This window comes from Peribacillus sp. TH14, assembly GCF_016651145.1.
In the GTDB taxonomy this organism is placed as follows: Bacteria; Bacillota; Bacilli; order Bacillales; family DSM-1321; genus Peribacillus; species Peribacillus butanolivorans.
The window spans coordinates 1,195,306-1,220,679 of sequence record NZ_JAEKEK010000001.1 but is presented as its reverse complement, the minus strand read 5'-3'; the positions used below and the strand labels follow the sequence as shown (position 1 = coordinate 1,220,679).

Below are 25,374 nucleotides of genomic sequence, written 5' to 3'. Positions count from 1 at the left end.
ATACAATAGTTTCAATGTAAGAGGACGATTCTGGTAAATGAATCGTTCTCTCTTTATTTTTGCTAGTTAACATTGTCATCAACTCTTCATGTGAATACTGGTAATCACCCTATTTCTGTAATAATTTTAAAAATATGTTCTAGAATTCCTATTCCCTTTACTAAAATATATAAAAATTCATGAAAACTTTACTTTTATTTACATACTTCTCGTATTGATGTCAATATTCAGTAATACATGTTTGTTATAATCGATTCACAGTTTTAAAAGTAGAATTGACTTGGGATAAGGGTCTTCTAAAAATCTTTCATTTACAGATGAGTAAGCAGGCTGATTGAAGATGACTGAAAAGTAGGAGTGAACAAAAATGGAGCAATCTATAAATCTAAATGAACTTACATTTAACGATAAAGATAGATATGTAATCATTACGAATGCTTATCCACACGAAAAGCAATTATATCGTAATGGGTTTATCCACCGAAGAGTCAAGGCTTATTTGGCAGAGGGTTTGAAGGTCGATGTCTTTGTTTTACATCCTGCCTATAAAAAAGCAGAAAAGTATTCGTATGAAGATGTGCCTGTTTATCGAGGAACTGAACAGCATCTACGCATGTTCTTAAATCATAAAGTACATAAAAAAGCGCTCATTCATTTTGTTAATTCAAAAATGGTACAAGCGATAAAAGAAACAAGCACAGATTTACCAATTATTACGTGGATACATGGTTTTGAAACGGAGGCTTGGCATAGAAGATGGTTTAATTTTCTTGAAAGCCCTGAAAGCTTACGGAAGATTCTTGAAATGGCGGACGACTATTATGTAGCACAGCTTTCTTTTATGAATTGGTTTTATCAAACGAATGAATTGGATACAACTTTTGTTCATATTTCCAAATGGTTCAAAGAACATATAGCGGAATGTGACGCGAGAGCAGAATCGAAAAATTCAGTAATCATTCCCAATGTAATAGATGACAATCTGTTTACTTTTATAGAAAAGCCAGTAGATATGCGGACAAAAGTCCTTTCAATCAGGCCGTACGCTTCTCGGAAATATGCCAATGATTTATCGGTGAAAGCAGTGCTAGAGCTTTCAAAGAGACCATATTTCAATAAATTAGAATTTGCTTTTTATGGTGATGGAAAGTTGTTCGATCAAACAGTTGAGCCAATCCGTAATTTTGAGAATGTAACTATTCATAAAGGCTTTATATCTCAAGAGCAAATCGCTGCATTGCATAAGGAGTATGGAATTTTTCTTTGTCCAACCCGTTTGGACTCTCAAGGGGTTTCAATGTGTGAGGCCATGTCTAGTGGGCTAGTGCCGATTTCAACAGATATCACGGCAATCCCCGAATTCGTTAAACACGACGTTTCTGGCCTTCTTACAAAACCTGAGTCTCCTATCGAAATTGCGGATGCAATAGAACGCTTATATTACAATTCGGACGTATTCTTAAGAGTGTCAAAACAAGCATCGCAGTCTATTCGAGATAAATGCGCCGTAGATGTTGTTATTAAAAGAGAATTAGAGATTATCCAAGGTTAATGGAGGGGAGTTTTTTCAATATGGACGAACGAAACGAATATTGGAAAACTATGTATGAGGAACTAGAATTACAAATGAAAGACATGATGTCCATGACATTAGAGCTCATAGAGAACGATAGCACTGAAAAACAAAACATTATTGAGAACGTTACAAAAGAAAATAATAGGTTGCGAGAAGAATTAGAAAAAAGTAAGTTAGCCCAACAAGAAAACATTAAGCTAAACAAAGAGATACGTAGACTTAAGTTATTAGAACACAAATTCAACGTTACATATATAGGGAAATTCACGTTGAAATACCTTGCACTCAAATCATCTATGAAAGAACAAATAAAAAAATAGAAATTCATATCACATTTCAGTCATTGGAGTGAAAACTTTGAGTTCACATGAATTAGTGCGTAACAGAAAAATGAAGGTACTTCTATTTGGCTTTATTGACATGAATTCAATGGATGGATCTGCAGTATTTTTATCTTCCCTAGCTTCGACTATTGCGTTAGATTCTAACATCGAGGTAGATTTACTTTTAGCTAGCCCAGTCAAACGCGATATATTAATTCAGCCACTTGAGAAATTTGACAATATAACGATTCTTAATCCTTTTGTTGATCCTTTTTTTAATGCCACCGATGAAGAATGGGTAAAAAAAGGTGTCATTAATTTTGATATTGCTGAAATGCTCATTTCTCATTATTGGAGTCAAAAGGAATATGATTGGCTATTTGTAAGAAGCATTGAGACTGTTGAAAAAATAGCAAGGCATAAGCATATCATAAAGAATACATTGGTTTATGCTACAGGCTTAACTCACATAGGTCAGGATGTTAATGAAGAAAAATTTGAGAGCATCAAAAATATATACAATCAATGTGCTTATTTCTTATGTCAAACAGAAGAGATGTGCGAATTTGTAATTGAGATTCTTAATTTGAATAAAGAAAAAAACAAAGTTTCCCTGCTTACCCCGATGATACCAAACGTTGAATCAGCAGGAGGGGAAGATCGGTTAAAACACAAACTTGTATATACCGGGAAATTTGACCCTGATTGGAAGACGATTCCTATCATTACTGCTTTTAAAGAATTAAAGCGTGAGATTCCGAATCTTTCACTTGATATAGCAGGGGATAAATTCAAATGGGTTAAAGGCGATTCTCAGTTTAAGGAAGAAGCAACATATCTCCTGGAACATACAGAAGGGCTTACATGGTACGGGGCAGTGACGAGGGAGAATGCTCAACAATTAATAGTGAACAGTGACATTGGGATAACCTGGAGAAGTGAGGAAATGGACAGCAGTCTGGAACTGTCTACGAAGTTATTGGAATACGGAATTTTAAGGAAGGCTGTAATAATGAATCCAACCAAAATGCATTTAAAGCTTTTTGGGGAAGATTACCCGTTATATGCTGTTACAGAGAAGGATTTCCGTGACACAGTCAAATTAGCTTTATGTAATAAGGATATTTATGAGTTTGCAGCCAAACGAATGTATCAAGTTAGCAGGCAGTTTTTGTTTTCGGAAGCATTAAAAAAACTGCAAGGGCTATTATGGAGTAGACGTATTACTGATTATTTATATAAAAGTGGAAATGCATATTATATTGATGAAGATGACTTTGATGAACTAAATAAGCATGTACCATCCCATCAGGTAAAAAAATTGCCTGCAGATATAAATGTTGAAGAAGTTTTCACCTATATTTTCAAAAGCATTCCAGAAGAATTAAAAAAAGTAGAAAAACTTGTTAAGCTGTCTCGGTTTGGTCAAATCATTCAAGCGGAAAATGCAGGATGTTTTACCTTCCTTCAAATTCATAAAAGTTATAGCGGCTTTGAGGAAAACTTTCAAAATAATTTGCCATATCTAAAAACTATAGGATTTGAAACCAATAGCACTCCAAAATTAAAACCAAAAGACATGGAAATTTCAAAAAAAGAACGGATAATTGTAGAAAATAAAAACAATGATGTGAGAGTGAAAAACAAAGAATTTGTTAAAGAAGTAAAGAAATTAAAAAAACTGAACGCGGTTCAACTTAAACAAATTACTAAGCTAGAAAAACAAAACCTAGCACTTGGACGTAAATACGATTCACTTTCGAAGTCGAAAATGGGTAAGATAACATTTAAATATAGGGATTTAAGAAAAAGGCTTAACTTTTAAGAAGGGGAAGGTTTTTTTGAAGCTGACTAAGTAGACAATGCAATGGAAAAGACTCAAAATAGAAAATCATTAAATTGTGAAACAATAGCAGCTTCCTTGTTGCTGATATTTCAGAAAGCTATATGTCCCCTGAGAGATTAAAGTCAAAATCAGACTCAAGACTCCTTTCCAATGTAAACGTCAAGTAGCCCTAAATACACGATGAAAATTGTGTTTTCGGGGCTGCTTTTTGTTTGCTTCCCTTTTTACCGGTACCTTGCATATGGAAGGTACCGGTAAAAAGGGAAGACTTGATCTATTTCTTCTTTATTCGTTACATCCATATTTGGTAGGTGTAGGTAAGGATCATATACACTTATTATTATCTTGTTCGTCAAGTTTAGCACCCAGTAAAATCATGCAGTACCTAAAAGGAAGATCCTCAAGAATTCTGCAGGATCAATTCCCTGAGCTGAAAAAGAAGTATTGGGGGACAACATTTATGGGTAAGAGGCTATTTCTGAGCCACAGTAGGAACGATGACAGAAGAAACAATTAGAAATCATATAGCTAATCAAGTCACTGAAGAAAAGAACGGCATATTCAGGATTGAAGACTGAATATGTCGAAAAAATTTATTATGCTTAAGGACTTTGGGATGACTTTAGTCGTCGACATATATGTCCAAATCCACCTGCTTTAGCATGTGGTCGTTTAAGGCGTGTTAGCGGTTTTATTAATTTGGCTGCATTTCTAAATCCTTAATTTTTACATTTCTTTGAGCAAAAACTTTTTTTACCACCTTTAGAGCATTCAAGACACGGGGGAAGCCTGTATAGGGAATCAAGTGCATGACAGTTCCAACAATTTCATTTGGAGTTAATCCAATTGTAAGTCCTGTGTTGATATGCAATTCCAATTGCGGCTCCGTACCTAGAGTTACAAGAGAAGAGATTGTGGCAATCGTACGTTGATGATTAGTTAAGCCCTCTCGTGAATAAATATCTCCAAAAGCAAATTCAACAATATAACTCTCTAAATCAGGTGCAAGTTCTTTAAATTCGTCTACAATATTCATGTGTGTTCCAATTTCCTTTTTATCTGTTAAAGTATACTCCTTTATAATATCTACACCTTGTTGGTAACGAGTTTTTTCCATGTTATTTTCCTCCTAAAAAATCATTTGTATTTGACAGAAATAACTATAACGCAGTTTTCTTTATTCGTAAAATACATATAACTCATGCAATTCATTCCTTTTTTTCATGATTAAAAAGGTAATTCAGCTGGAATATACTGGATAAATTCACGAACTGCAGGTGTATTGGGCTACTTCTATAAAGTAAGTGAGGAGAACTAAAAGCCCCTGAACGCTACCTAGCGTACAGGGGCTTTTGTCATTTATATCGAGAAAAGGAGCAGGGGAAATGATTATGATAATTGACCATCTTGAAACTTTTTATGTATGTTGTCCATTTTAAGATGACGTTAATTTAATCAAACTTTATTTCAGTATAAAAAGGATTTTACATCATATTCAACTGTTTTATAGATCGTGACAAAGATAATAAGTTGATTTCAGATGCACTAGAGACATTTGGAAATCAACTATTACTTAGTGTGCAAAAGTATGTCCGTATGGTAACACCGTGGCCGAAGCGATGTACAACGCGTTTAGAAATGAATTCGCAAACGGGGCACATGTCGCTTCGCTTGAACAGCTGGCTCCTGAACTAGATAATTGTATATTGGTTTAACAACATTGACATTCATGGAACACTTTATTATTTGACACCAGTGGAATTTCAGCGATGGTACTTATAAAAGTCGTTCAATTTAGTGTTGACATACCCTCTTTGCTTGCCCGTTCTTCAAGTTAAATCGCATCCTCTTTCTCAATATTTCGAATCGCCGAGTAAGCAATTGTTACTCCGACTGCCGCGAGCGCTAATTGAAGAGGAATGAAAGTCACCATTGAGAATGCTGGATTAGAAGCACAAGCAATCATCACTACTATAAGGGATGAACTTATTGTGGCCGGAACAGAATGTTTACGCATCCCAAAATACAATGGAATTAAGCTGATTCCTGCTGTGGCAATGGAATATGGAATCATTTTTAAGGCCTCTCCAAAATACTGATTTGCAGTTATTGAAAATGGAACAATGGGAAAATAGCTATTTATGATAGTAAATGATCCCGCAACAATGATATTAGTCACCAACATGGTGATAAACGTCAGCGCAGCTATAAATAACAGTTTGCTAGCAATCATTTTCTTTCGATTAATGGGATATGAGAACATAATCAAAATGGTTTTGTTTTTATATTCCTCAATGACTATTTTCGCAATCAATACTGCGGCAAACACAATAAATGTAGCTCTCACCATTGCGCCGATCATTACAAAGGCTTCTTGATACATTGTAATCATTGAATCTCTTTCCTGCTGTTCTAAATACATAACGAAACACAGTATAGGTGTCATGATTATGTTTGCGATAATCGTACCTTTTATTTTGTTAAATAGCTTTCTACCATTTCTTGAATCGATAAATCATCTTCCACTAGCAAAATATTAGATTGCATTTCTTACCGCTCCTAACTTTTACATATATTAACACTTTTAATTATACTCCAAGATCTATTGAACGTGAAAAAATGTGGAAACCATTCTAGCAGAAATTCTATTGGTGAATACAACAGAAAATGTCAATTAATTCTCAAAACTTGTATTACTAAATTAAGAGCGATCATCACAATATTGAATTAGTGAAGCTTCTACAGTATCCTTGATATTATAATATTCTGAAAAATACAGGGGGAGAAATGATGGAGGAGAAAGTGCTAAAAGCGATTCAAGATGATTATCCAGATGCATTTGCATGGTGTTATGGATGTGGTCGGTTAAATAAAGATGGTCATCATTTTCGAACGGGTTGGAAAGGAGAACAAACTAGGACAATTTATACACCACGCTCAGAACATATTGCAATTCCAGGCTTCGTTTATGGCGGCTTAATTGCATCGTTAATTGATTGTCATGGAACAGGTTCGGCTGCATTGGCATTGCATCGAAAAAATGGGCATGAAGTTGGGGATGGAATAGAGCCTCCTCGGTTTGTAACAGCTTCATTAAAAGTGGAATTTGTAAGGCCAACTCCAAATGATGTTCCATTAATAGCGGTTGGGAGGATACAAGAGATTCATCCTAAGAAGTGGAAAATTGATACAGAAGTATTTGCAAATGAAACACTTTGTGCTCGTGGAGAAGTTGTAGCAGTGGTGATGCCAAGCACTTTTACAAGCAAAGAACAATCCCTAGCATGATGAGTCATAAGTAATCAATGCAACGGATCCTTCAGTTGAGAAGAAGTAAGGCCTAATAAAAGCTTTATAAGAAAAAGAGTATGTGACCGTCCAAGCATTTTGGACGGTTATTTAGTGCACCTAGCAAGTATCTTCAAAATCAAAGAATGAAAGACAGTGCAGGGCAGAATGTTTTAACATACATATTCACCTTAGCTTGATGGAGAAAGTCCATCCAAGTGGGTGATTCCAAGGCGGATGCGCTTTTTGTACCAAAATACCGATGTAACTGACAGCGCATTTTTTGCAAGTTAGAGCTATTTAGTTACATGTGGCTGGAAATCACAAGCGAAATTTCAGTTTATCAATATACTTAAAATATAAGCAAAGGGAGGTCGCAAAGATGAAAATACAGGTAGAGATAGATGAGGAGGTCCAAGCGATAGAGGTACTTATCCGAAATCATGAATGGAATGAGGAAGTGCAAGAATTAATGGAGCGCTTGAAGGAGAGAAAACGACCATATTTTGTTGGCAGGAAAGAAGATATGCAGCATGTTTTCAGGGCAGAAGAAATAATCTGTTTGTTTACAGAGCAAGATTCCATAATGGTGCGGACGAAACAAGGGACTTTTGAAATGAAAGAAAGATTATATGAACTGGAAAAGGACCTTCCAGGTAATCAGTTCGTTCGATTATCCAAATCGGTGATCGCAAATCTAAATGAGTTAAGCAGATTTGAGGCATCTTTCAATGGAACTTTATGCGTTTATTTTAAGTCAGGGGAAAAAGAATATGTTTCTCGACACTATGTTCAAGGAATTAAGAAAGCATTTCAATGGAGAAGGAAGGGATTATGATGAAAACACTTTTGTTTCGTAGTTTTGTAGGGATTTGTTTTGGAGCACTCGTGATGGTATTGACGTGTTTTGGAGTAATAGGTTTTGGTGATGTGACCTCATTAGACAGTGGGATTTTCGTGAAAAATGCGATAGGCTGCCTATTATGTGGCTGGTTTTTCAGCACAGCAACTATATTATTTGAAATAGAGAAATGGAGTTTATTATCTCAGACTATTCTACATTTTTTGACTGTTAGTATACTATACTTTCTTCTTTCTTTCTTTGTTGGATGGATTCCATTTAGTTTAAAAGGGTTAGTAACAGGAATTGGTATTTTCCTACCATTCTATGCGATCATCTGGATTATTTTCTATCTCTATTTCCGCTACCAAGTGAAAATTTTGAATGATGGGTTAGATAAGAGAGGGAATTGAGAGAGGATGGACAGTAATTTTTTAAGGTAAGAGAGATAAGTAGTTTCAGTAATAATGTTTTTACCTGATTGAGTTGCTTTTTTAGCAGCTCTTTGTTTATTGGCTCCTGCCTTCTGATGATTCTTCTTACATATCAGGACAAATACTTTTCGTAAATGGTGGATCAATCGCTACCTGATAAATTGTCTGAAAGGCCCCCTCATTTCCTAATATTTAGCCTTTTCCTAGAGCTATCCCCACAAAGAAAATACGAATATCTTATACAGTTTTTTGGTATATCTGACACATGTTACGTCAAAGGTAAAGCGTATTTAATGTCTCCTAAGAATAGTCCATATTGACAGGTGCTTTACTTCAATAAGAGAGTTGCTTTGGCAGCTCTTTTTTTTATGGAACTATCGGGGCAGGTTACGATAAGCGTAGTTGTAGATTTATAATAAAGTTTGATTGTTTCTAAAAAAGATTGATTATTTTTTTTATGATTTGATAAGAACTCCCTTTAAATATGGAATAAAATTGAATATTTATTCCATATATTTATTGTTAACTATATCGCTTTATGATATATTATTTTTAGATGTATCATAAAGTGATATAAAAAGGTAGGGTGAAAATGAAATCATTAGAACAGTTAACCGATTCTGTATTTTATATTATGGCAGGATTTACAAAACCAAGACATGGCTATGCGGTGATGAGTTTGATTGAAGAATTAACGAATGGGCAAGTAGTAATTGGACCTGCATCGCTATACACAATTATTAAAAAGTTAATAACCGAATCCTATATTGAGCTATTTGATGATTCAGATTCACGTAGAAAAGTATATAAATTGACAAATAAAGGTAGATATGTGTTGGAACAAGATATTTTGAGACGTAAAACGATGCTTGATTTCGCTGAAAATGGATTAAAAGGGGAGAACTAAAGTGGGGGAAACAAAATTTATAGTTTCAAACGGGATTGCTTTTTCAGAAAAAAAAGATTTAAAAATGCTAAGAAAGTATGCTGCAAAAGGATGGATTGTGAAACGCTTTAAAAAAATGGGATATGAATTAGAAAAGGGTGTTGCTGAAGATGTTATTTTTAGTCTTGATGTAAGAGAATTAGCAGAAAATGAACTAGAAGAATATATTGAAATGTTTGAATTGGCAGGGTGGGAGTATATTTGTTCAAGTTATAATATGCACCTATTTAAAGCGAGACCTGATACAAAGCCAATTTATACAGATAAGGAAACAAAACAGGAAAAGATAAAAAACCTTAGAAAACCAGTTATATTAGCAGTTGCCATCAGTATGGCTATGCTCATTGTAAGCTATATAGTTTTTTCAGTAAGTTCAGGATTATTAAGTACAATATTTTCAAAACTTTTTTTATTATCACTTGTCATTACTATTCCAATGTTAATGACATTAATGGCGACCTACTACCATTCGTTTCGAACAAAATAATATGGAAAGTGAATTTGTGAGTTTATAAAGAAATGGTGGTTATTATAACTTATTCGCTTACCAAAATTATCAATCTTTTTTATAACATTTTCGAGAGCTAAATCCCTTACATTTTGATCAATCTTTGTTCAAAACGTAGGGGATTCTTTTTATGATGAAATGAATGTTTTCAGCAACTTTTTAATCGAACTTTATTTTAAGCCAACAGTAGTGTATTTGAACTGTGCAATAAAGAATTTTATGGATAAAACCTAACTTCTTGTAAAAAATAAGATAATAATCTACAAGGAGACTTAATAATGAAAAAAATAGCCATACTCTTTCTTATCTTTTTCATTTCGTCTAGTAGTGCTACTGAAGCAAAAAACACAATTGAAACAATTCCTCAAAACAAGCCACCTTCCATTATGGAATTAGCTTTTCTAAGATATCTTGGTGGAACCATTCTTGAAGTTATGGAAAAACACGGTGATAGTCAATTATTCACATTTAATAGAATTGAAAAAATTTCAAGAGATATTCAAAATGATACATATGAAGTGTCATTACATGTAATTGGATATGAGGGACCCATCAACCCGCCTTTTAAGTTAATTCAAATGACTATTCGTATACCAGGAAAAAAATATACTAAATATAGTGTGATTTCATACAAACATCGGTATATTAATGACAAAGAATTGAATGAGCTAACTAAATATGTTGCAGATTAAATTAGATTTCATAATTTCGCAGTTTGTGTCCATTCTACAATAAGTCTTAATGAACGGGTGCGTTAGCTGAAGATCAGAGCTGTCTTTAAGGCAGCTTTTTCTTTATGCCTCTATCGGGGCAGAATAGTTGAAGAAGGATTGATAACTTTTTTCTAATTAGGAAAGATTAGAAAAGATGTGTGTTTTTATATAAAAAAACTTATTGTACTGATTTTGATTATATCTCTATTTACTTTAGATTCAGTTGGAGTGTATGCACTCAAAGAATGCCCAGAGTTAAATGAGTTAGTAGAAATATCAATAAGGGATAAAAAAGAAGTAGTTAAAGCATTAAAATATTAATTCCTAAAACTTACGAAGTAGGAGATTATCCTGTAATTCGTTCGAATCAATTACTAAAGGAATGTCTCCCGAAGAAGCGTTTAATTATGTTCCAAGTGTCATTGAGGTGTTACTTACAGGCTTCCATTTCCCTACTATTATGTCTAGAGCGACTTCGATATTACCACTAACTTCATTTTCATTGGGCTTTTCGGTTATAATGAAGTTGGAAGTCTTCGTTTGCGATTATGTGGAGACCCGAATTTTATATTATCTGAGGTAGTATACCTTACTTATCAAAGGAGTTTATTCATCATGAATGTGCTACAAAAAACACAAAAAATAGTTCGCTATCAGAATCAACAGGGCAAAATACATTACGGTATTGTTGAGGATGAGATGATATTACAACTGTCTAGCAGTTTTGCTGAACTTGTCAACAAGGAAATAAAGTATGACGGGGTAGAGCTGAAATATAGTGACGTTAAAATTTTGGAACCTGTAAAACCTTCTAAAGTGGTTAATTTCGGCTGGACCTATGCAGGTCATGCGAAGGAAACAGGGGGAGAGGCAAACCTTGTAGAACCATTTCTATTTTTAAAGCCATTATCTGCGCTTATTCCAGACAAGGAGAAAATTATCCTTCCTCCAAACGATCTATCCAACCAAGTAGAACTTGAAGGGGAAGTAGCCTTGGTGATTGGAAAGCGCGGAAAAAACATTAAAGAAGAAGATGCGCTTGATTATGTGTTTGGTTGCACAATATTTAATGACGTCACAGCAAGAGATCTTACAAAAAAAGATCCACAGTTTACGCGGGGCAAAGGATTTGATACGTTCGGACCTTTGGGGCCGTGCATCGTTACCGGGGTAGATCCTACAAATTTACGGATTGTGACCACTTTAAATGGCCGCGTTGTCCAGGACGGGAATACCAATGAAATGTCTTTAAGCATTCCGTATCTAATCAGCTGGCTTTCGCAGGTAATGACACTTGAGCCAGGTGACATTTTGGCCACGGGTTCACCATCTGGCAGCTGCCCGATCAAGTCAGGGGATGAGGTCGTTGTTGAAGTCGAGAATATCGGTCGGTTATGTAATGAGGTTCAGTAGGATTTGCCAGTATTCTTAATGCTAAATATGAAAATGTTCATAAATAGATGAGCCGACTTTTTAAAATGTTACAGGGGACATCGCAATAAAAAGAAAGAAGAGTTTCTTTGTACTTGCATTCGCATGTGGTACTGCTAGAGAAACGGCAGTATTAAAAGAGCTTGGTGTCAATTTATTTGAGATAAATGATAAACCTGATGGTCAATGGCTAAATATAGTTGAGTATTGAATCATTCCTTAATGAACTAACGGTGCGTTAGTTCATTAAGGAACACAAAAATGATCAATCTTTTTTATAAAAGAATAATCAAATTAAATAGTATAAGGGCATGTTTTGATTAATCTTTTTTCAAAACATGCCCTTTCTATTTATTCATATATAGGTTTCTTGTATTAATTTGATAAAACTTTGTTCAAAGCTACAGAAATATGATATGAAAATTTTGTAGGTTTTCACTTAAACTAAAGAAGCAGATACTTCAAAAAGGATTATTGAAAACTTTATAGAATTTAAGAGCTGAGAGGGAGGGGTTCGGAGTGCTTAATGTTGAGATTAGAAGGCCAAGAACTGAGAACATTAAAGAGTTAAATCATTTTTTTAGGGTAGTGATTACAGACACGTTTACTAAAGAAGGTATCGGAGAGAAGTTGGATGATATAGAAGATGAAATCGAAGCTAAGAAAAAATACTTAGAAAGTGATCTTGAAAGCAATGGGGAAAAACGATATTTCTTGATTGCTTTAGATGATGATAAAATTATTGGTTCAATCGAATACGGTCCATCAAGCGAGCTGATATGCAATTGTACAAAAAATGCTTTAAATAAGCTAATTGAGGTAGGTACAGTATTTGTTCATCCTGACTACCAGAGGAATGGGGTAGGTAATTTACTATTGAAGACAATGTATCATACTTTGCAGCATAGGGGCATAGAAGAATTTTGTTTAGATAGTGGATATATTCGTGCACAAAAAATCTGGAAAAAGAAATTTGGAGATCCTGATTATTTGTTAAAGGATTATTGGGATGAAGGGTATGATCATATGGTTTGGAGAATCAAGGTCAATGATTTATTAAAATAGGATATTTTGCACTCGTTCGTTGTATGCTTTTATTCAATTAGACAGCATAAATGATCTCCACAATCAGGCGCCTTTGTTATAGAGAGCGTCCAAATTGCGTGTTTAAGGCCTCAGAATTAAATAAGTTTATTGTAACTTTACAGCATCAGTATAACGCACTGTACACTTTTACTGATGCTTGATTTCAACAAATATTTCGGGAGTCGAATGTTTAACAACCGCCCAACTTCCTTGAATAGCAAGGATCGTAGGCTTTTTTATTATTAAAATTCACTTTTCACCACGTCATTTCCTTCGATAAATTCTTTATTCAATGCATAGTAATCTTTTACATCAACTATAATCCAGCGTTTGAATTTTTCATTATAAGTTAAAGCTAACCAATATTCCTCAAATGTTTCTACTATTGGTTCACTGTCATTAAATCCATTGTATCTTTTTTGTTTATTATGAAATTCTACTGGAATTCCCACTCGATATTGTTCATTTTCTTTAGATAATTTAATATTCCCAAGATTGATTCGAGTCCCTAACGCTGTTCCTTTCCAATAACTTTCATTTGTTTTTGCAAACTGAATGTTTTCCTCATAGTCTTTAACGATATTATCAGCGACTGTATTGATAATGGCGACCTATTCTTATAGAACTATCGGGGCAGGATAGTTCAAGAGTGCATATTGATTTGTTCAACAATTGGTTCATTTTATGGAATAACACTTATTGAGCTAACTGAGGGTTGAAGAAAGAATGTTATAATAAATTTTATTATTTTACTGTTTTGCATTGGAGGTACTTAACTTGGAAATTAGAAAAGCAAGGAAAGAAGATATAAAAGGCATATCAAGAGTTTATGTTGATAGTTGGAGGACTACTTATCGTGATCTAGTACCTGACGATTATCTGGACGAATTATCGTATGAAGATGCTGAAAAAAGATGGAATGATTTTTTATATAACGAAAATGAACCTTTTATATATGTTGCAATTAATGAAACAGGGAAAATTATAGGTTTTGCATCCGGTAAAAGTATAGATGAGAAGAATTACGATGGAGAACTATATTCGCTTTATCTCTTACAGGAATGTAGAGGATTTGGTGTTGGTAGGCAGCTTATTTCAGCTATTGCTAAACATTTTAAAGAAAAAGGTATTTATTCTATGATGGTTTGGGTAATGAAACAGAATAATTCTGGACTTGGATTTTATGAACGTATGGGAGGAAAAGAATACATTCATAGGACCAGTACGTTTGGAGGAACCATAGTAGAGGATATTGCTTATGGCTGGAAGGATATCTCAGAATTATGTATTGAGTAAGAGTAATAAAGATTTACAAGCGTGTAACTTGTTTAATTAACGGACGCGATTCTTGAATAAGATTCGCTTTTCTTAATGAACTAACGGGTGCTTTAGCGCCATAAGAAGGCCGCCAATTTGGCGGCTAATATACGAACTACTTTCCTTTTCTTATTGAACTATCGGGGCAGAATAGTTCAATAGTTGAAAGTTAAGAAACAGAAGAATTTATATAGTTTAATAGGTATACTAATTTTATCATCTGAAACAAAGGAATGGAGATTTACATGAAAAAACAGCGTAACATTATTTTATACATTGGTACTTCAATTGATGGCTATATTGCAAATGATGATGGTACATTAGAGTGGTTAGAATCAACAGAAGTAGAAGGAGATTCTGGCTACAATTCACTCCTGGATAGAATTGACACTGTTGTTATGGGAAAAGGAACTTATGATGTCATTCGTGGATTTGATATGAATTATCCGTATAGTGATTATAAAAATTATGTATTTTCTAAATCTGTTAGTGGATCAGATGAATATGCTTCATTTATTGATGAAGATGTCAAAAATTTCATTAAAAATATAAAACAAAGGCCTGGTAAAGATATATGGTTAATTGGTGGAGGAGACTTAGCTCGTGAATTTTTTAAAGAAAATTTAATTGATGAATTTCACCTAGCCATTGCACCTATTATTTTAGGGAAAGGAATCTCCCTTTATAACGGAGATGATATTACTCTAAAATACACGTTAACCAAAGTAGAAAAATTAGGTCAACTTGCTATGCTTCATTATATAAAAAAATAATTTTCATCATCTTTCCCTTTTTTAGTAGGGGAAGATTTTTACCTTTTCAACTACATTTTTTACTGAAAACCGTTCGAAAATTAATAGATGTTTATATAACTAACGGGTGTATTAGCTGAAGATCAGAGTTTAAATATAAAATAAAGCTAAACCGTTTAAAACAAAGTTAAACGGTTTGTAAAAAAATTTCATTGAAACACCTCTTAGGGATGAGTAACAGTAAATATTATCAATTGAATTGTTGGAAATTTACCTTTTCAATAAACTCAATGACTTCCCCATTTGGGCTGTATACAAGTGCATTATTAACTTTAATTACTGGATATCCTAATTCAATTGTAGCTGGTGGAACACAGTTTTTTGCCCCAAAGTGAATAGCTGTTTTATAAGCTTCACTTGCATTCTCTACTGTTAAGGCAAAGTGTAATAATGCACCATGTTTTATTTCTTCATGCTCCAAAGCCTTTCTTCCTTGAGCAGCTATTTGTGCCTCGTAATCAAAGACTTCTATAAATGTATTACCATCGGATGAAACGAGCATAGCAGCTTTCTCTAAATTAAACTCAGGTAGTGCCCAAGTATGTGCAATTTTAAAATTCAATGCATTAGTATAAAATCTAATGACTTCATCGAAATCCTTTGCTTGGATTGCAATATGTGCAATTCCTTTAATATTAGACATAAAAACGCCTCCCTTTTTTAGTGTACTTTATTCTATGTGATGAATACATATGATTAATAAGCTAAATTTGATATAAAACCTTATAAATAATGGTATTTTTAAATAAATACCTAAGGAGTTGTAAGTGTGAAAAATTACAGTGATTTAGATGCGGTTGACTATAAAATAATGGAGATTTTACAAAAAAATGCGCGCATTCCTATTTCGAAAATTAGCCAAAAGGTTGCTATGTCACAACCTTCTGTGAAAGAACGCATTTCTAAATTAGAGGAACAAAAAATAATTTTAAGCTACAACACTGTACTTAATCCAGATAAGTTGGACAAAGGAGTAACAGCATTTATTTTATTCAAAACTGAGAAATGCCAATCTTTCATTGAATTCTGTAAAGATTCTAAAGAAGTTTCTGAGTTACATAGAATTAGTGGGGATTTCAATTATCTAATTAAAGTTCAAACGATATCTATTGAAACGCTAGCAGATTTTCAAGATTCTCTTACCGAATATGGAAGTTCCAAGTCTCTTATTAGTATGAAAAATCATATTGAGAGTAGATTGGTGTTTTAGTGTGTACCTTTCAAAAAATTTCTATTTTATCAGGAAACAACTTCATTCTTAGGGAACATACAAATTGTCATTCTTCTTTCATTTTTGATTTCACAGATGTACTATTTAATCAATTTGATTAGAAGAAAAGGTAATTTCATTTTTTCACTAACGGGGCAGTATTGTTGAAGAAGGATTTTACTTTAATAAGACGAACTTTTGCTATATTTAAGGAGTTTTGCTTATGAAATTTACATTATTTCTTGAGGCAAGTAATTCAGAAGAAACTAACAAACACTTAGATGATTTTAAGAAATTTGCTGTTAATTATAAAGTTTTCATGTCTGTTTCTGAAATTGGGGAGTATTGGAAAATTAAAGGTATGTACAAGGTTTTTCTTGATATAGATGAATCATCTGAATCTAATGTAAAACCTATGCTAAATAATATTGCATCTAAATGGCTGGAACTTCCCAATGAATTTTTAGCTTCAAACACTATGGATGGCTTTGAAATTTATATTCCAAACCTTCATATGATAACTCTTGTGATAGACGATAATTAAAACCTCTCTTGTTAAGCTAACGGGTGCGTTAGCTGAGGATCGGAGCTGTCTTTAAGGCAGCTTTTTCTTTATGCAACTATCGGGGCAGGTTAGTTCAAAAGTAATTTTTAATATGCAACCCAATATATGGAATTATGTGTTAAAGTTTCACTAAGAAGATTTGAGACTCGAATTTAAAGGGAGATAAAGATGAGAAATGTATTTTATATATTTATTACTAGTTTAATTTGGTTATTATCAGGAATATTTTTGTTCATTCATAATAAGGGGGCGATGAATGTTAGTCCTTGGGGGATGCACAATTATGTTAATATAACGATACAAATAGCAGTTATTCTATTACCGGTTATTGGACTATTTTTGTCAATTCTTATTAAGAAAAGAGTCATAAAGTATGTAATGATTTTGGGATGCTTAATAAACATTTATTATCTCTCCATTCCATTTATCTTTGCTTGGTTACATTACTTTAAGGTCATTTAATACGGTAGAATACTTTTGAAAATTAAACTAACATGTGCTTTTCTTCAATCTTTAAACACTTTCTACTATATCGTGCTTAAGCTGTTCTTATGCAACTAAACCAGCTAATAGTTAGTCAACATTTTTCAATGAAAACTTAAAATATTTCATGCTATACTAAATTTGTGCATGCTAAATAACCTTCCAATGAACTATATTTGGAAAGTTTTGTGCTATTTAGTTATACTTTTAAACTAGGTTAGATCTTGGAAAGTCGAGTTATTTTGTAATAGTGCATAAATCCATTGTAGAAGCTTATTGGCACATGCTATCACAGCTACTTTAAAGGGCTTTCCTTCTTCACGTTTCTTATCATAGAACTCTCGTAATCTCTTGTTCCGAGGGATGATTTCATCTGTCGTTTTCTTCTTGCGACAATCACGAATGGCACAACGAACTGCCATATATAAGGCATGTCGTAGTCTACCAGAACCTCTTTTGGTAATCCGATTTACTGAGCCTTTAAATTTACCTGATTCAAAGATACTTGGATCAATTCCGGCAAATGCCACTAGTTTTTTAGGGTGATTAAACCGATCAATCTCTCCAATTTCAGAAATAATCGTTGTAGCGATTTTTTCACCGATACCAGGGATGGATTGGATAATCTTATATTCTTCAATTTCTTTTGCCAAAGCATTTATCTCTTCTTCAAATTTGGATAAGTGCTTTTGGTATTCTAGAAGCATTTTTATATACATCTCTAGGCTTAAAATGTGACTCTGATATAAAGTTCTCTGAAAAGGATTTCGAGCTGAGGCAGCCATAAGTTTCTCTGCCTGTGTATTCGCCCACTTTCTAGAACGACTTGGACAAAGTTCATTAATCCTATTTGCTACAGTTTCTTCATCGACTGCTGATATGTCTTCAGAAGTAGGGAATTCTAATAGAGTAAGCAAAGAAACAACCGAATACAAATCTCCAAAAACCCCTCTATATTCAGGAAATACTTGATCAAGAACAGCCTGAAACTGTAGTTTTGTTTGTACATAGATACCTGTTATATTTGCATGTTGTCTTGAAAGATTACGAAGATTTAAGAGTTGTATCCCTCGTTTTTTATAAGGCTCTAAATCCTCTTTATAGTACAGCTCGCAGAGGTGACGTGCATCGATTAAATCTGTCTTTACTTTCCGTAAACTAGAGCTCTTCGCACGATAAGAAATGAGTGGGTTAACGATAATTAATAAGTAACCTCTCTCCTCAAAATACTGTACAACGGGCGTATGATAATGCCCAGTAGACTCTAAAACGACCGGAGGTCGAATTCCTGTTACGTTTTCTATCTCTCTAAGATATTGGTGTAAGCTCTCTAGTCCTTCAATGGTATGTGCTACTTTAAAACTTCTTTTATAAGGCTTCTTTTTATCCAAGAACGCTTGAACCTGACTTTCACCTTTAGCTACATCCAGACCAACCACTGGATTCATTTTTTATCTCCTCCAAAAACATAATATTGCCGGTAACCCCTAATCCTTCTTGCAGTATCATAGCTTCGCTTGTTATACGAGATCTTGGTCCCAACCAGCCAAATCATGTTTAAGCAAGTAGGGGGCGAACTGTTTAGTTGACGGGGTCCAAGCCCCACGGGCAGGAACGTTCTACCCCGGCTACCGTTATCATATATCGATATAAAAATTGTTCAACCAGAAATAACTGGCTGACCTTTATAATACGAAGGGGGCAGGATAGTTCAATAAGGAATGATATAGAATAAAGGGTGCTAACAACATTGGAAATGGAGATAGATATGATGTTTAGACTAAATTCATTAGTACCAGAGTTATCAGTTTCAGATATAAATAAAAGTCTTAATTTTTATTTAAACATTCTCTCGTTTAAGTTAGAGTATCAACGTCCAGAAGATAAGTTCGCTATGTTATCACTAAATGACTGTCAAATTATGATTGAAGAGATAAATGGGTATTGGCAGACTGGGGAGTTATCATATCCTTTTGGGAGGGGAATTAACTTTCAAATAACGGTAAGTGATATTAACGAAATATATAAAAGTCTAAGAATGTATCAGTATCCGATTAAGATAGAAATTCAGGAGAATTGGTATAGAGCAGATACTAAATTAGTAGGACAGAAGGAATTTTTAATCATGGACCCAGACGGATATTTATTAAGGTTCGTCCAAACCTTGGGGGAAAGAGAAAATGAAGGAGATCCAGCTGTTGGTGATTAACTTGTTTTCATGGAAAACTGCATGCACAATTGTATCTCGTTAATGAACTAACGGGTGCTTTACTTCAATAAGGAAGGTTGCTGAGGCAGCCTTTTTCTTATGGCACAAACGGGGCAGGTTAGTTGAAGAAGCTTTCTCGATATTTACTGTTTCCCAAAGTTGTTTCTTACAGCTACAATAATGGTGAAATACAATGGGAAACTGAGAAGGAGCTTATACTTTTTGAATCTTATTAAATATTTTGGAATCCAGTTTATTCTATTTACTGTAATAATCCTAACAGGGGTTTACTCAGATAGTTTCATAAGCAAGCCATTTACTTACACTGATTTAATAGCAATAATTATTTATTTTGCTATACTAATCGTCGTGCTAAATGGAAATTTTAAGCTGAAAAACGTCTAATGCCTATTCATTTATTTAATAGGGTTATACTTTCTTTGTTAGCATTTGTTATTACCATTATTATTATAGGGATTTTAACAGGAGAATGAGGTTCCTTATTCAACTAACGAGTGCGTTAGTTCATGAACAAACACAAAAATAAACAATTATATTCAAAGTTATATAAAAACAGTTAGCTAATAAGCAAGAAAAATAAAAAAAGCCTACTGTAGATTTAAAAAGTATCGATATGCAGGATTGTGTTGTTCCACAATCGGGCCAGATTGTGGAACAACACCTTCATAGAAAATTTGATATCTAAATCAAAGTTTAGAAGATTTTGTGAGGGTTTGTACTTATACTATCGGGAGGCTAGTTTAACAAGAACTGAAATTTTAAATATAAAAACACAGGGTTAAACTACCCCTTGTTAAATTACTTCTGTTTCTCTAACGATAATTTCAACCCTTTTTGATAATATTGTGTCTTCATCTCTTCAGGAACCATGCTTCCACCAGTCCCCCAAATAATATGTGTACCCTTACTCATCTTTTCCGTTAAACTATGCTTCTGTAAATAATCGATGCCCTCTTTACATAATTTACTTGGTCCTATCATGCCTGCTAGTGCAGAGGGTTCTAAATGGATCCCCTCTGTATCGACTAGCTCTTTTAGCAACTTATACAACTGTTCATCGCTAACCGTATAATTACCACTTAAAAAAGGTTCCATAGTTTTACCCACAAACCCAGATGGTTTTCCTACAGCAAGTCCATCCGCGTCTGTTACATTATCGATACCAACATCAAGTACAGAAACTTTATCATGAAGTCCAGTCATTAAACCGAGTAACATACACGGTGAGTGGGTAGGTTCTGCAAAGAAACAGTGAACATAGTCTTGATACAATAATTTCAAACCAAAAGCTACGCCTCCAGGACCTCCACCTACTCCACATGGAAGGTAAACAAACAAAGGATGATTTTCATCTATTATTATCTCTAGCTCTTCTAATTGTTTCTTCAATCGAGATGCAGCCACTGCATATCCTAAAAATAGGTCGTGAGAATTTTCATCATCCACAAAATAACATGATGGGTCACTATTTGCTTGGATTCGACCTTCCTCTACAGCTTTACTATAATCAGCTTTATATTCAATAACTTTGACATTTTTGCTTCTAAGCAAGTCCTTTTTCCACTGTTTTGCATCAGCTGACATATGAACAGAAACATTAAAACCTAACTTTGCACTGATGATGCCAATACTAAGTCCTAAATTTCCAGTCGAGCCTACTGCGATTGAATATTGTGAGAAAAAGGTTCGAAACCTATCACTATCAATAATCGAATAATCATCTTGAATCGTTAACAATTGATGTTGAAAAGCTAATTCTTCTGCATGTTTGAGAATTTCATAAATCCCGCCTCTTGCTTTAATAGATCCTGATATAGGAAGGTGACTATCACATTTTAGTAATAATTCTCCTAATATAGGTTGTTGATAATCCTGTTCTAAGGATTGTTTCATGGCAGGAATTCTCACTAAAGGAGATTCTATGATACCATTCGTTCCTTTTGTTTCAGGGAAAACCTTGGCGATATATGGAGCAAAACGTTTCAACCTTTCATCTGCATCTCTTACATCTTCTTGAGTAAGGGGGGATTTTTTAATGCCCGTTTGAAATTTTTCGACATTTGGATTGAGCCAAAATACTTCATCCATCGAAATGAGATTGTTTAGTAAAGGATATTGGTCTTTCCATGTTTGTATTTCTTTGCTTTCAATCTCTTTCATTTGTTTAAACCTCCTAATTTTCTTGTAACGAGTTGTATTATAAATTATAATTAAATAAATTTTAATACAGTTTAACACACAATTATCTTTATGTTAATTTAAATTTAATTCATTTAAATTAAATTTAACATTTTGTTAAGGAGTATCGATTATGGAAAATATAGATATTGGTAAGAAAGTTGAAAAATATAGAAAAGCTAAAGGATTGAGTAGTAGAGAGTTAGCAAAATTAGCTGAAATTACACCTTCAATGTTAAGCCAAATTGAACGAGGTTTGGCGAATCCTTCTATTCAAACCCTAAAGGTCTTAGCTAAAACCCTGAATGTTCCAACTTTTAGTTTTTTACTTGAAGAAACAATTACGGAGGATTTAATCGTTAGGTCTAGTAATCGTAAGAAAATGATCATTGATAATTTGTCTTATGAGTTATTGTCACCTAATTTTACGGGTAATTTAGCAACAGCGATTATGAAAGTTCCTTCGAATACTTCTTCGTCAGAAAATCTTCTAGAACATAGAGGAGAGGAAGTAGCATTTATTTTGGAAGGGAATATTAAGGTGTATTTAGGTGAAGAAGAATATCTATTAGAAGCTGGTGATAGTGTGAAAATACCAGCAAATTTAAAACATAAATGGGAAAATAATTTTAGTCAAAATGCAGTTGTATTATTTTCAGTTACCCCACCTGTGTTTTAATGTAGAAAAATGTTACATATAATGTTCTTCTTCCACAATCAGGCGCTTTTCTGTAACAAGGAACAGCGCTTATTTCCATTATAGGGCCAGATAATTGATCAACACAGAGGAGGAGAATTTTTGTTAATACATAAAATCGATGACGAAGTATCTTTGAGGTTATTCAATGTGGGTGACGCTGAAGAGTTTTTCAATTTGATCATTAGTTCAAAACCTTATCTCAAAGAATGGCTTGATTACGTAGAAAAAGTAGAGGATACTGTTGAGACCATAAAATCTCGACTACAGAGCTTATTTAATATTATCTAAATAATACTGCGTTCATCACAATAATAATGAGAGGAGTATTCCGAGCTTTATCACGGGACAGTCGCTCTTTTATTTATTAAAAAATATTTATTCTTTATTTCAATAATATGAGATTTATTAGGAAAACTTGGAATTTAAGTTGTTGTATATTAAGATAGTATATGATGAATATTTTCCATATATAGGAGGAGACATATGAAAAAGAAAATTTTACATACGGTACTTTCGATTGCAGTAGGAGCAGGGATACTGTCCGTTGGTGGTGTTCCTACCCAAGCTAAGAGTCAAAATCAGGAGATGAATGACACATACGCAATAGCTTTTAAAAGTGGATTACCAGAGAATTATCAAGAGGTAATACGGAAAGCTGGTGGTAAAGTAACTAAAGTTCTTCCCGAAGTTGGAGGATTAGAAGCTCAATCTGACGAGCCTTCTTTTCTTAAAAACCTAAAAAGTAATTCTTCAATAGAAGCTGCTAACAGAGAAATTCCCCTAACCTTAGACAAAACAGCAGTCAGCCCTTATAACTATGAGTCTAGTATCATCAGCCAGCAAAATTCAGAGAGTTATTGGGACTCCCAATGGGATATTCAAAGGGTGACCAACGGCGGGAAATCATATGATTTAGAAACAGGCGGATATAAAAATAAAGATGGTAGTATTACTCATAAAGCAGTGGTGGGAGTGATTGATACTGGAATTGATGAGTCTCATCCTGACTTAAAGAATAATATAATAGGTGGACGTAATCTTGTTCCTGCTGGAATGGATGAATCTGAAACAGGTGATCCTACTGATATAAAAGATCGCAATGGGCACGGTACTCACGTTGCCGGGATCATTGGAGCAAATGGTAAAGTAAACGGTGTAGGACCAGATTTAGGAATCCGATCCTATCGCGTATTATACTCAGAGCAAGCCCTTGGATTACCAGCTTGGATTATAGATGGAATTATTGCAGCAACAAATGACAAGGTAGATGTTATTAATATGTCTCTTCGCTTCTATAATAATACCAAAATGACAATTGAGGGAGAAAGTTATAAATCAGTCGCTGAAACGTTACTTTGGAAGAGAGCAATTCAATATGCAGTAAAGAATGGAGTAACTGTAGTAGCCGGTAGTGGTAATGAAAGTTTAAATTTAGATGACAAGAAGGAAGTAAACGAATTTTTAAATAAAATGTATGAACCATATGGAATGAGCGTGAAAGGGCCTGCAACTGTAGTACCAGCACAAATGCCAGGAGTTATTAATGTGTCTGCCTCCACAAAATGGTCAACTCAACAGCTTGCTTTCTACTCTAATTATGGAAACAGTGCTATTGACGTGGCAGCTCCTGGAGGAGATTATGGGTCTAAATATGCAGAAACCAATGATCCTGCGGCGGCTGATCCAAGTAACTTAATCCTAAGTACTTGGCCTACCTATTTAGGTACTTCATATGAGTTTAATGCTGGTACTTCTATGGCCACTCCTCAAGTAGCTGGAATTGCAGGAGTTATTAAGGCAGCTCATCCGGAGTATAAACCTGCCCAAGTAACAGCACGTATTAAGCAAACAGCTCTTGACTATGGAAAGAATGGACAAGATGCTTTATTTGGTTCAGGAGAAGCAAATGCTTATAGAGCATTAGAAAATATAAAGAAGTAGCTTATGTTTCTAAATAAGATGAAATATTAAAAGTACAAGGAAAGTAAATCATCTTTTCAAAATAAATATAGAGGCTACTGATTAGGTGAGTGGCCTCCATATAAACTGAATAAGGTCTTTTTTCTTTCATCTTTTTAACTTATTGCACAGTTTGTGTCAACTTTACTATAAGTTTTATAGTACTACCTCAGTATAATAGATAATGCTCACGAATACTCGCTTATTCGCAGGATTTCAAACCACATGGTATAGGTTGCTTTAGATGAACGAAAGAGATAGGACCGTTTTGATAAGATGAGGGCAGATTGAAATAGAGGATCTATTGAAAATCCAATATTATTAAATATAATGCGTACATTCTCCACGCTGCCCCTGGAGGCTTCCCTCCCATGTCTCAACGGGTCATAATCATATGCCCTTTCATTCCTTCGTCATGCCTATCCAAGGGGGGAGGCCGGTTTTGCTAATGGAACGGATCAATGCCCTTTTGTTCTATAAATCCAGTACTTCGTGCTTTCTTTGAAATTCTACGAATAAGCTAACTTTCGTAAAAAACAATGTGAATTTTAATTTACGCTGCTAGTTGTTCAAGAGGGAAGACCATTTCCGGTTTATAGGCAGAGCCATTACGAGCAATTCCTACTAGGACACGGGCCCTACGCCTCTTTCCTACCCCAGCTGAATTATGTTCCTTACAGCCTCAAGATATCGTAACCGGGTGGAAATCATGTATTTAGCTATCGTGGTAGGTCTTTAGATAAAGAGCTATTTTTACGTGCTAAAGCAGATGCCGAAAAAGCAGGATTCAATAAAGTTTTCCTTTGTACTGACCACATTGGATACTATGAAAAATATGGATTCACTTATATAGGTGACGGATACCATCCTTGGAGAAGTAGTTCAAGAATTTATGAGAGCAATAACCAAAATAATCATTTTTCAGCGT

26 protein-coding genes are annotated in these 25,374 nt (G+C 34.2%); 20 read left to right on the top strand and 6 right to left on the bottom strand.

The window, feature by feature from the left end; translation table 11 throughout:
* The first annotated feature begins 367 nt into the window (after positions 1–367).
* From JFU50_RS06060 to JFU50_RS31950, 4 genes are all read left to right on the top strand, one after another.
* Entirely contained in the window at positions 368–1,552 is a 1,185-nt protein-coding gene (locus JFU50_RS06060; RefSeq protein ID WP_057217183.1) for a glycosyltransferase family 4 protein, read from the top strand.
* Positions 1,553–1,572: 20 nt separating this feature from the next.
* Positions 1,573–1,896: a hypothetical protein gene (locus JFU50_RS06055; protein ID WP_201182733.1), complete on the top strand. Its 324-nt coding sequence runs from the start codon at positions 1,573–1,575 to the stop codon at positions 1,894–1,896.
* Positions 1,897–1,933: 37 nt separating this feature from the next.
* A complete protein-coding gene (locus JFU50_RS06050; RefSeq protein ID WP_201222102.1) occupies positions 1,934–3,724 on the top strand; it encodes a hypothetical protein in 1,791 nt (596 codons plus the stop codon).
* A 262-nt stretch (positions 3,725–3,986) separates the two neighbouring features.
* Positions 3,987–4,262, top strand: coding sequence for a transposase (locus JFU50_RS31950; RefSeq protein WP_207198782.1), 276 nt, complete (start codon positions 3,987–3,989; stop codon positions 4,260–4,262).
* Positions 4,263–4,439: 177 nt separating this feature from the next.
* Here the strand turns inward: JFU50_RS31950 and JFU50_RS06040 are convergent, their stop codons facing one another.
* Together JFU50_RS06040 and JFU50_RS06035 are read right to left on the bottom strand one after the other, a co-directional pair.
* Positions 4,440–4,862 carry a carboxymuconolactone decarboxylase family protein gene (locus JFU50_RS06040; RefSeq protein WP_201222098.1) on the bottom strand — a complete coding sequence of 141 codons (423 nt, stop codon included), beginning with the start codon at positions 4,860–4,862 and terminating at the stop codon, positions 4,440–4,442.
* 717 nt (positions 4,863–5,579) lie between these two features.
* The gene (locus JFU50_RS06035; RefSeq protein WP_242489031.1) at positions 5,580–6,167 is read right to left on the bottom strand and encodes an ABC transporter permease; all 588 of its coding nucleotides are present in this window, start codon (positions 6,165–6,167) and stop codon (positions 5,580–5,582) included.
* Positions 6,168–6,535: 368 nt separating this feature from the next.
* Here JFU50_RS06035 and JFU50_RS06030 point away from each other — a divergent pair, with 368 nt between their 5' ends.
* The 8 genes from JFU50_RS06030 to JFU50_RS05995 all read left to right on the top strand — a co-directional run bounded on the left by JFU50_RS06030 (position 6,536) and on the right by JFU50_RS05995 (position 12,971).
* Positions 6,536–7,033 carry a PaaI family thioesterase gene (locus tag JFU50_RS06030; RefSeq protein ID WP_201222096.1) on the top strand — a complete coding sequence of 166 codons (498 nt, stop codon included), beginning with the start codon at positions 6,536–6,538 and terminating at the stop codon, positions 7,031–7,033.
* Positions 7,034–7,415: 382 nt separating this feature from the next.
* Positions 7,416–7,871: a LytTR family DNA-binding domain-containing protein gene (locus JFU50_RS06025; protein ID WP_098176513.1), complete on the top strand. Its 456-nt coding sequence runs from the start codon at positions 7,416–7,418 to the stop codon at positions 7,869–7,871.
* Positions 7,868–8,287, top strand: coding sequence for a DUF3021 domain-containing protein (locus JFU50_RS06020; RefSeq protein ID WP_236694850.1), 420 nt, complete (start codon positions 7,868–7,870; stop codon positions 8,285–8,287). Before JFU50_RS06025 ends, JFU50_RS06020 begins: the two co-directional genes overlap by 4 nt.
* A 613-nt stretch (positions 8,288–8,900) precedes the next feature.
* Positions 8,901–9,215 (top strand): PadR family transcriptional regulator, encoded by a 315-nt coding sequence (locus tag JFU50_RS06015; protein WP_201182725.1) that lies wholly within the window; start codon positions 8,901–8,903, stop codon positions 9,213–9,215.
* A 1-nt stretch (position 9,216) separates the two neighbouring features.
* Positions 9,217–9,741: a DUF2812 domain-containing protein gene (locus JFU50_RS06010; RefSeq protein ID WP_201182723.1), complete on the top strand. Its 525-nt coding sequence runs from the start codon at positions 9,217–9,219 to the stop codon at positions 9,739–9,741.
* A 299-nt stretch (positions 9,742–10,040) separates the two neighbouring features.
* Positions 10,041–10,454: a hypothetical protein gene (locus JFU50_RS06005; protein WP_201182721.1), complete on the top strand. Its 414-nt coding sequence runs from the start codon at positions 10,041–10,043 to the stop codon at positions 10,452–10,454.
* 636 nt (positions 10,455–11,090) lie between these two features.
* On the top strand, positions 11,091–11,888 hold the full coding sequence (locus JFU50_RS06000) for a fumarylacetoacetate hydrolase family protein (RefSeq protein ID WP_053344548.1): 798 nt from the start codon (positions 11,091–11,093) through the stop codon (positions 11,886–11,888).
* 537 nt (positions 11,889–12,425) lie between these two features.
* A complete protein-coding gene (locus JFU50_RS05995) occupies positions 12,426–12,971 on the top strand; it encodes a GNAT family N-acetyltransferase (protein ID WP_201222094.1) in 546 nt (181 codons plus the stop codon).
* A gap of 263 nt (positions 12,972–13,234) precedes the next feature.
* Here JFU50_RS05995 and JFU50_RS31945 read toward each other — a convergent pair whose 3' ends face one another.
* Positions 13,235–13,594 carry a hypothetical protein gene (locus JFU50_RS31945; protein ID WP_446728175.1) on the bottom strand — a complete coding sequence of 120 codons (360 nt, stop codon included), beginning with the start codon at positions 13,592–13,594 and terminating at the stop codon, positions 13,235–13,237.
* A 175-nt stretch (positions 13,595–13,769) separates the two neighbouring features.
* Here JFU50_RS31945 and JFU50_RS05985 point away from each other — a divergent pair, with 175 nt between their 5' ends.
* Positions 13,770–14,288, top strand: coding sequence for a GNAT family N-acetyltransferase (locus JFU50_RS05985; RefSeq protein ID WP_201222090.1), 519 nt, complete (start codon positions 13,770–13,772; stop codon positions 14,286–14,288).
* Between the two features lie 266 nt (positions 14,289–14,554).
* Positions 14,555–15,082, top strand: coding sequence for a dihydrofolate reductase family protein (locus JFU50_RS05980; RefSeq protein WP_201222088.1), 528 nt, complete (start codon positions 14,555–14,557; stop codon positions 15,080–15,082).
* 229 nt (positions 15,083–15,311) lie between these two features.
* Here JFU50_RS05980 and JFU50_RS05975 read toward each other — a convergent pair whose 3' ends face one another.
* Positions 15,312–15,764: a VOC family protein gene (locus JFU50_RS05975; RefSeq protein WP_201222086.1), complete on the bottom strand. Its 453-nt coding sequence runs from the start codon at positions 15,762–15,764 to the stop codon at positions 15,312–15,314.
* Positions 15,765–15,890: 126 nt separating this feature from the next.
* Between JFU50_RS05975 and JFU50_RS05970 the strand changes: the two genes are divergently transcribed.
* Positions 15,891–16,331 (top strand): Lrp/AsnC family transcriptional regulator, encoded by a 441-nt coding sequence (locus JFU50_RS05970; RefSeq protein WP_201222084.1) that lies wholly within the window; start codon positions 15,891–15,893, stop codon positions 16,329–16,331.
* Positions 16,332–16,554: 223 nt separating this feature from the next.
* Complete coding sequence (locus JFU50_RS05965; protein ID WP_201222082.1) at positions 16,555–16,875, top strand: hypothetical protein; 321 nt, start codon at positions 16,555–16,557, stop codon at positions 16,873–16,875.
* Between the two features lie 716 nt (positions 16,876–17,591).
* Here JFU50_RS05965 and JFU50_RS05960 read toward each other — a convergent pair.
* Positions 17,592–18,827, bottom strand: a complete 1,236-nt coding sequence (locus JFU50_RS05960) for an IS110 family transposase (RefSeq protein ID WP_116821653.1) — start codon at positions 18,825–18,827, stop codon at positions 17,592–17,594.
* A gap of 323 nt (positions 18,828–19,150) precedes the next feature.
* On the opposite strand from JFU50_RS05960, the gene JFU50_RS05955 reads away from it, so the two are divergent.
* Entirely contained in the window at positions 19,151–19,588 is a 438-nt protein-coding gene (locus JFU50_RS05955) for a bleomycin resistance protein (protein ID WP_201182705.1), read from the top strand.
* Positions 19,589–20,407: 819 nt separating this feature from the next.
* On the opposite strand, the gene JFU50_RS05950 is transcribed toward JFU50_RS05955, so the two are convergent.
* The gene (locus JFU50_RS05950) at positions 20,408–21,769 is read right to left on the bottom strand and encodes a D-serine ammonia-lyase (RefSeq protein ID WP_201222080.1); all 1,362 of its coding nucleotides are present in this window, start codon (positions 21,767–21,769) and stop codon (positions 20,408–20,410) included.
* Between the two features lie 151 nt (positions 21,770–21,920).
* On the opposite strand from JFU50_RS05950, the gene JFU50_RS05945 reads away from it, so the two are divergent.
* The 3 genes from JFU50_RS05945 to JFU50_RS05935 all read left to right on the top strand — a co-directional run bounded on the left by JFU50_RS05945 (position 21,921) and on the right by JFU50_RS05935 (position 24,428).
* On the top strand, positions 21,921–22,466 hold the full coding sequence (locus JFU50_RS05945; RefSeq protein WP_201222078.1) for a helix-turn-helix domain-containing protein: 546 nt from the start codon (positions 21,921–21,923) through the stop codon (positions 22,464–22,466).
* 120 nt (positions 22,467–22,586) lie between these two features.
* Positions 22,587–22,775, top strand: a complete 189-nt coding sequence (locus JFU50_RS05940; RefSeq protein WP_201222076.1) for a hypothetical protein — start codon at positions 22,587–22,589, stop codon at positions 22,773–22,775.
* A 195-nt stretch (positions 22,776–22,970) separates the two neighbouring features.
* Entirely contained in the window at positions 22,971–24,428 is a 1,458-nt protein-coding gene (locus JFU50_RS05935) for a S8 family serine peptidase (protein WP_201182699.1), read from the top strand.
* Positions 24,429–25,374: the final 946 nt, after the last annotated feature.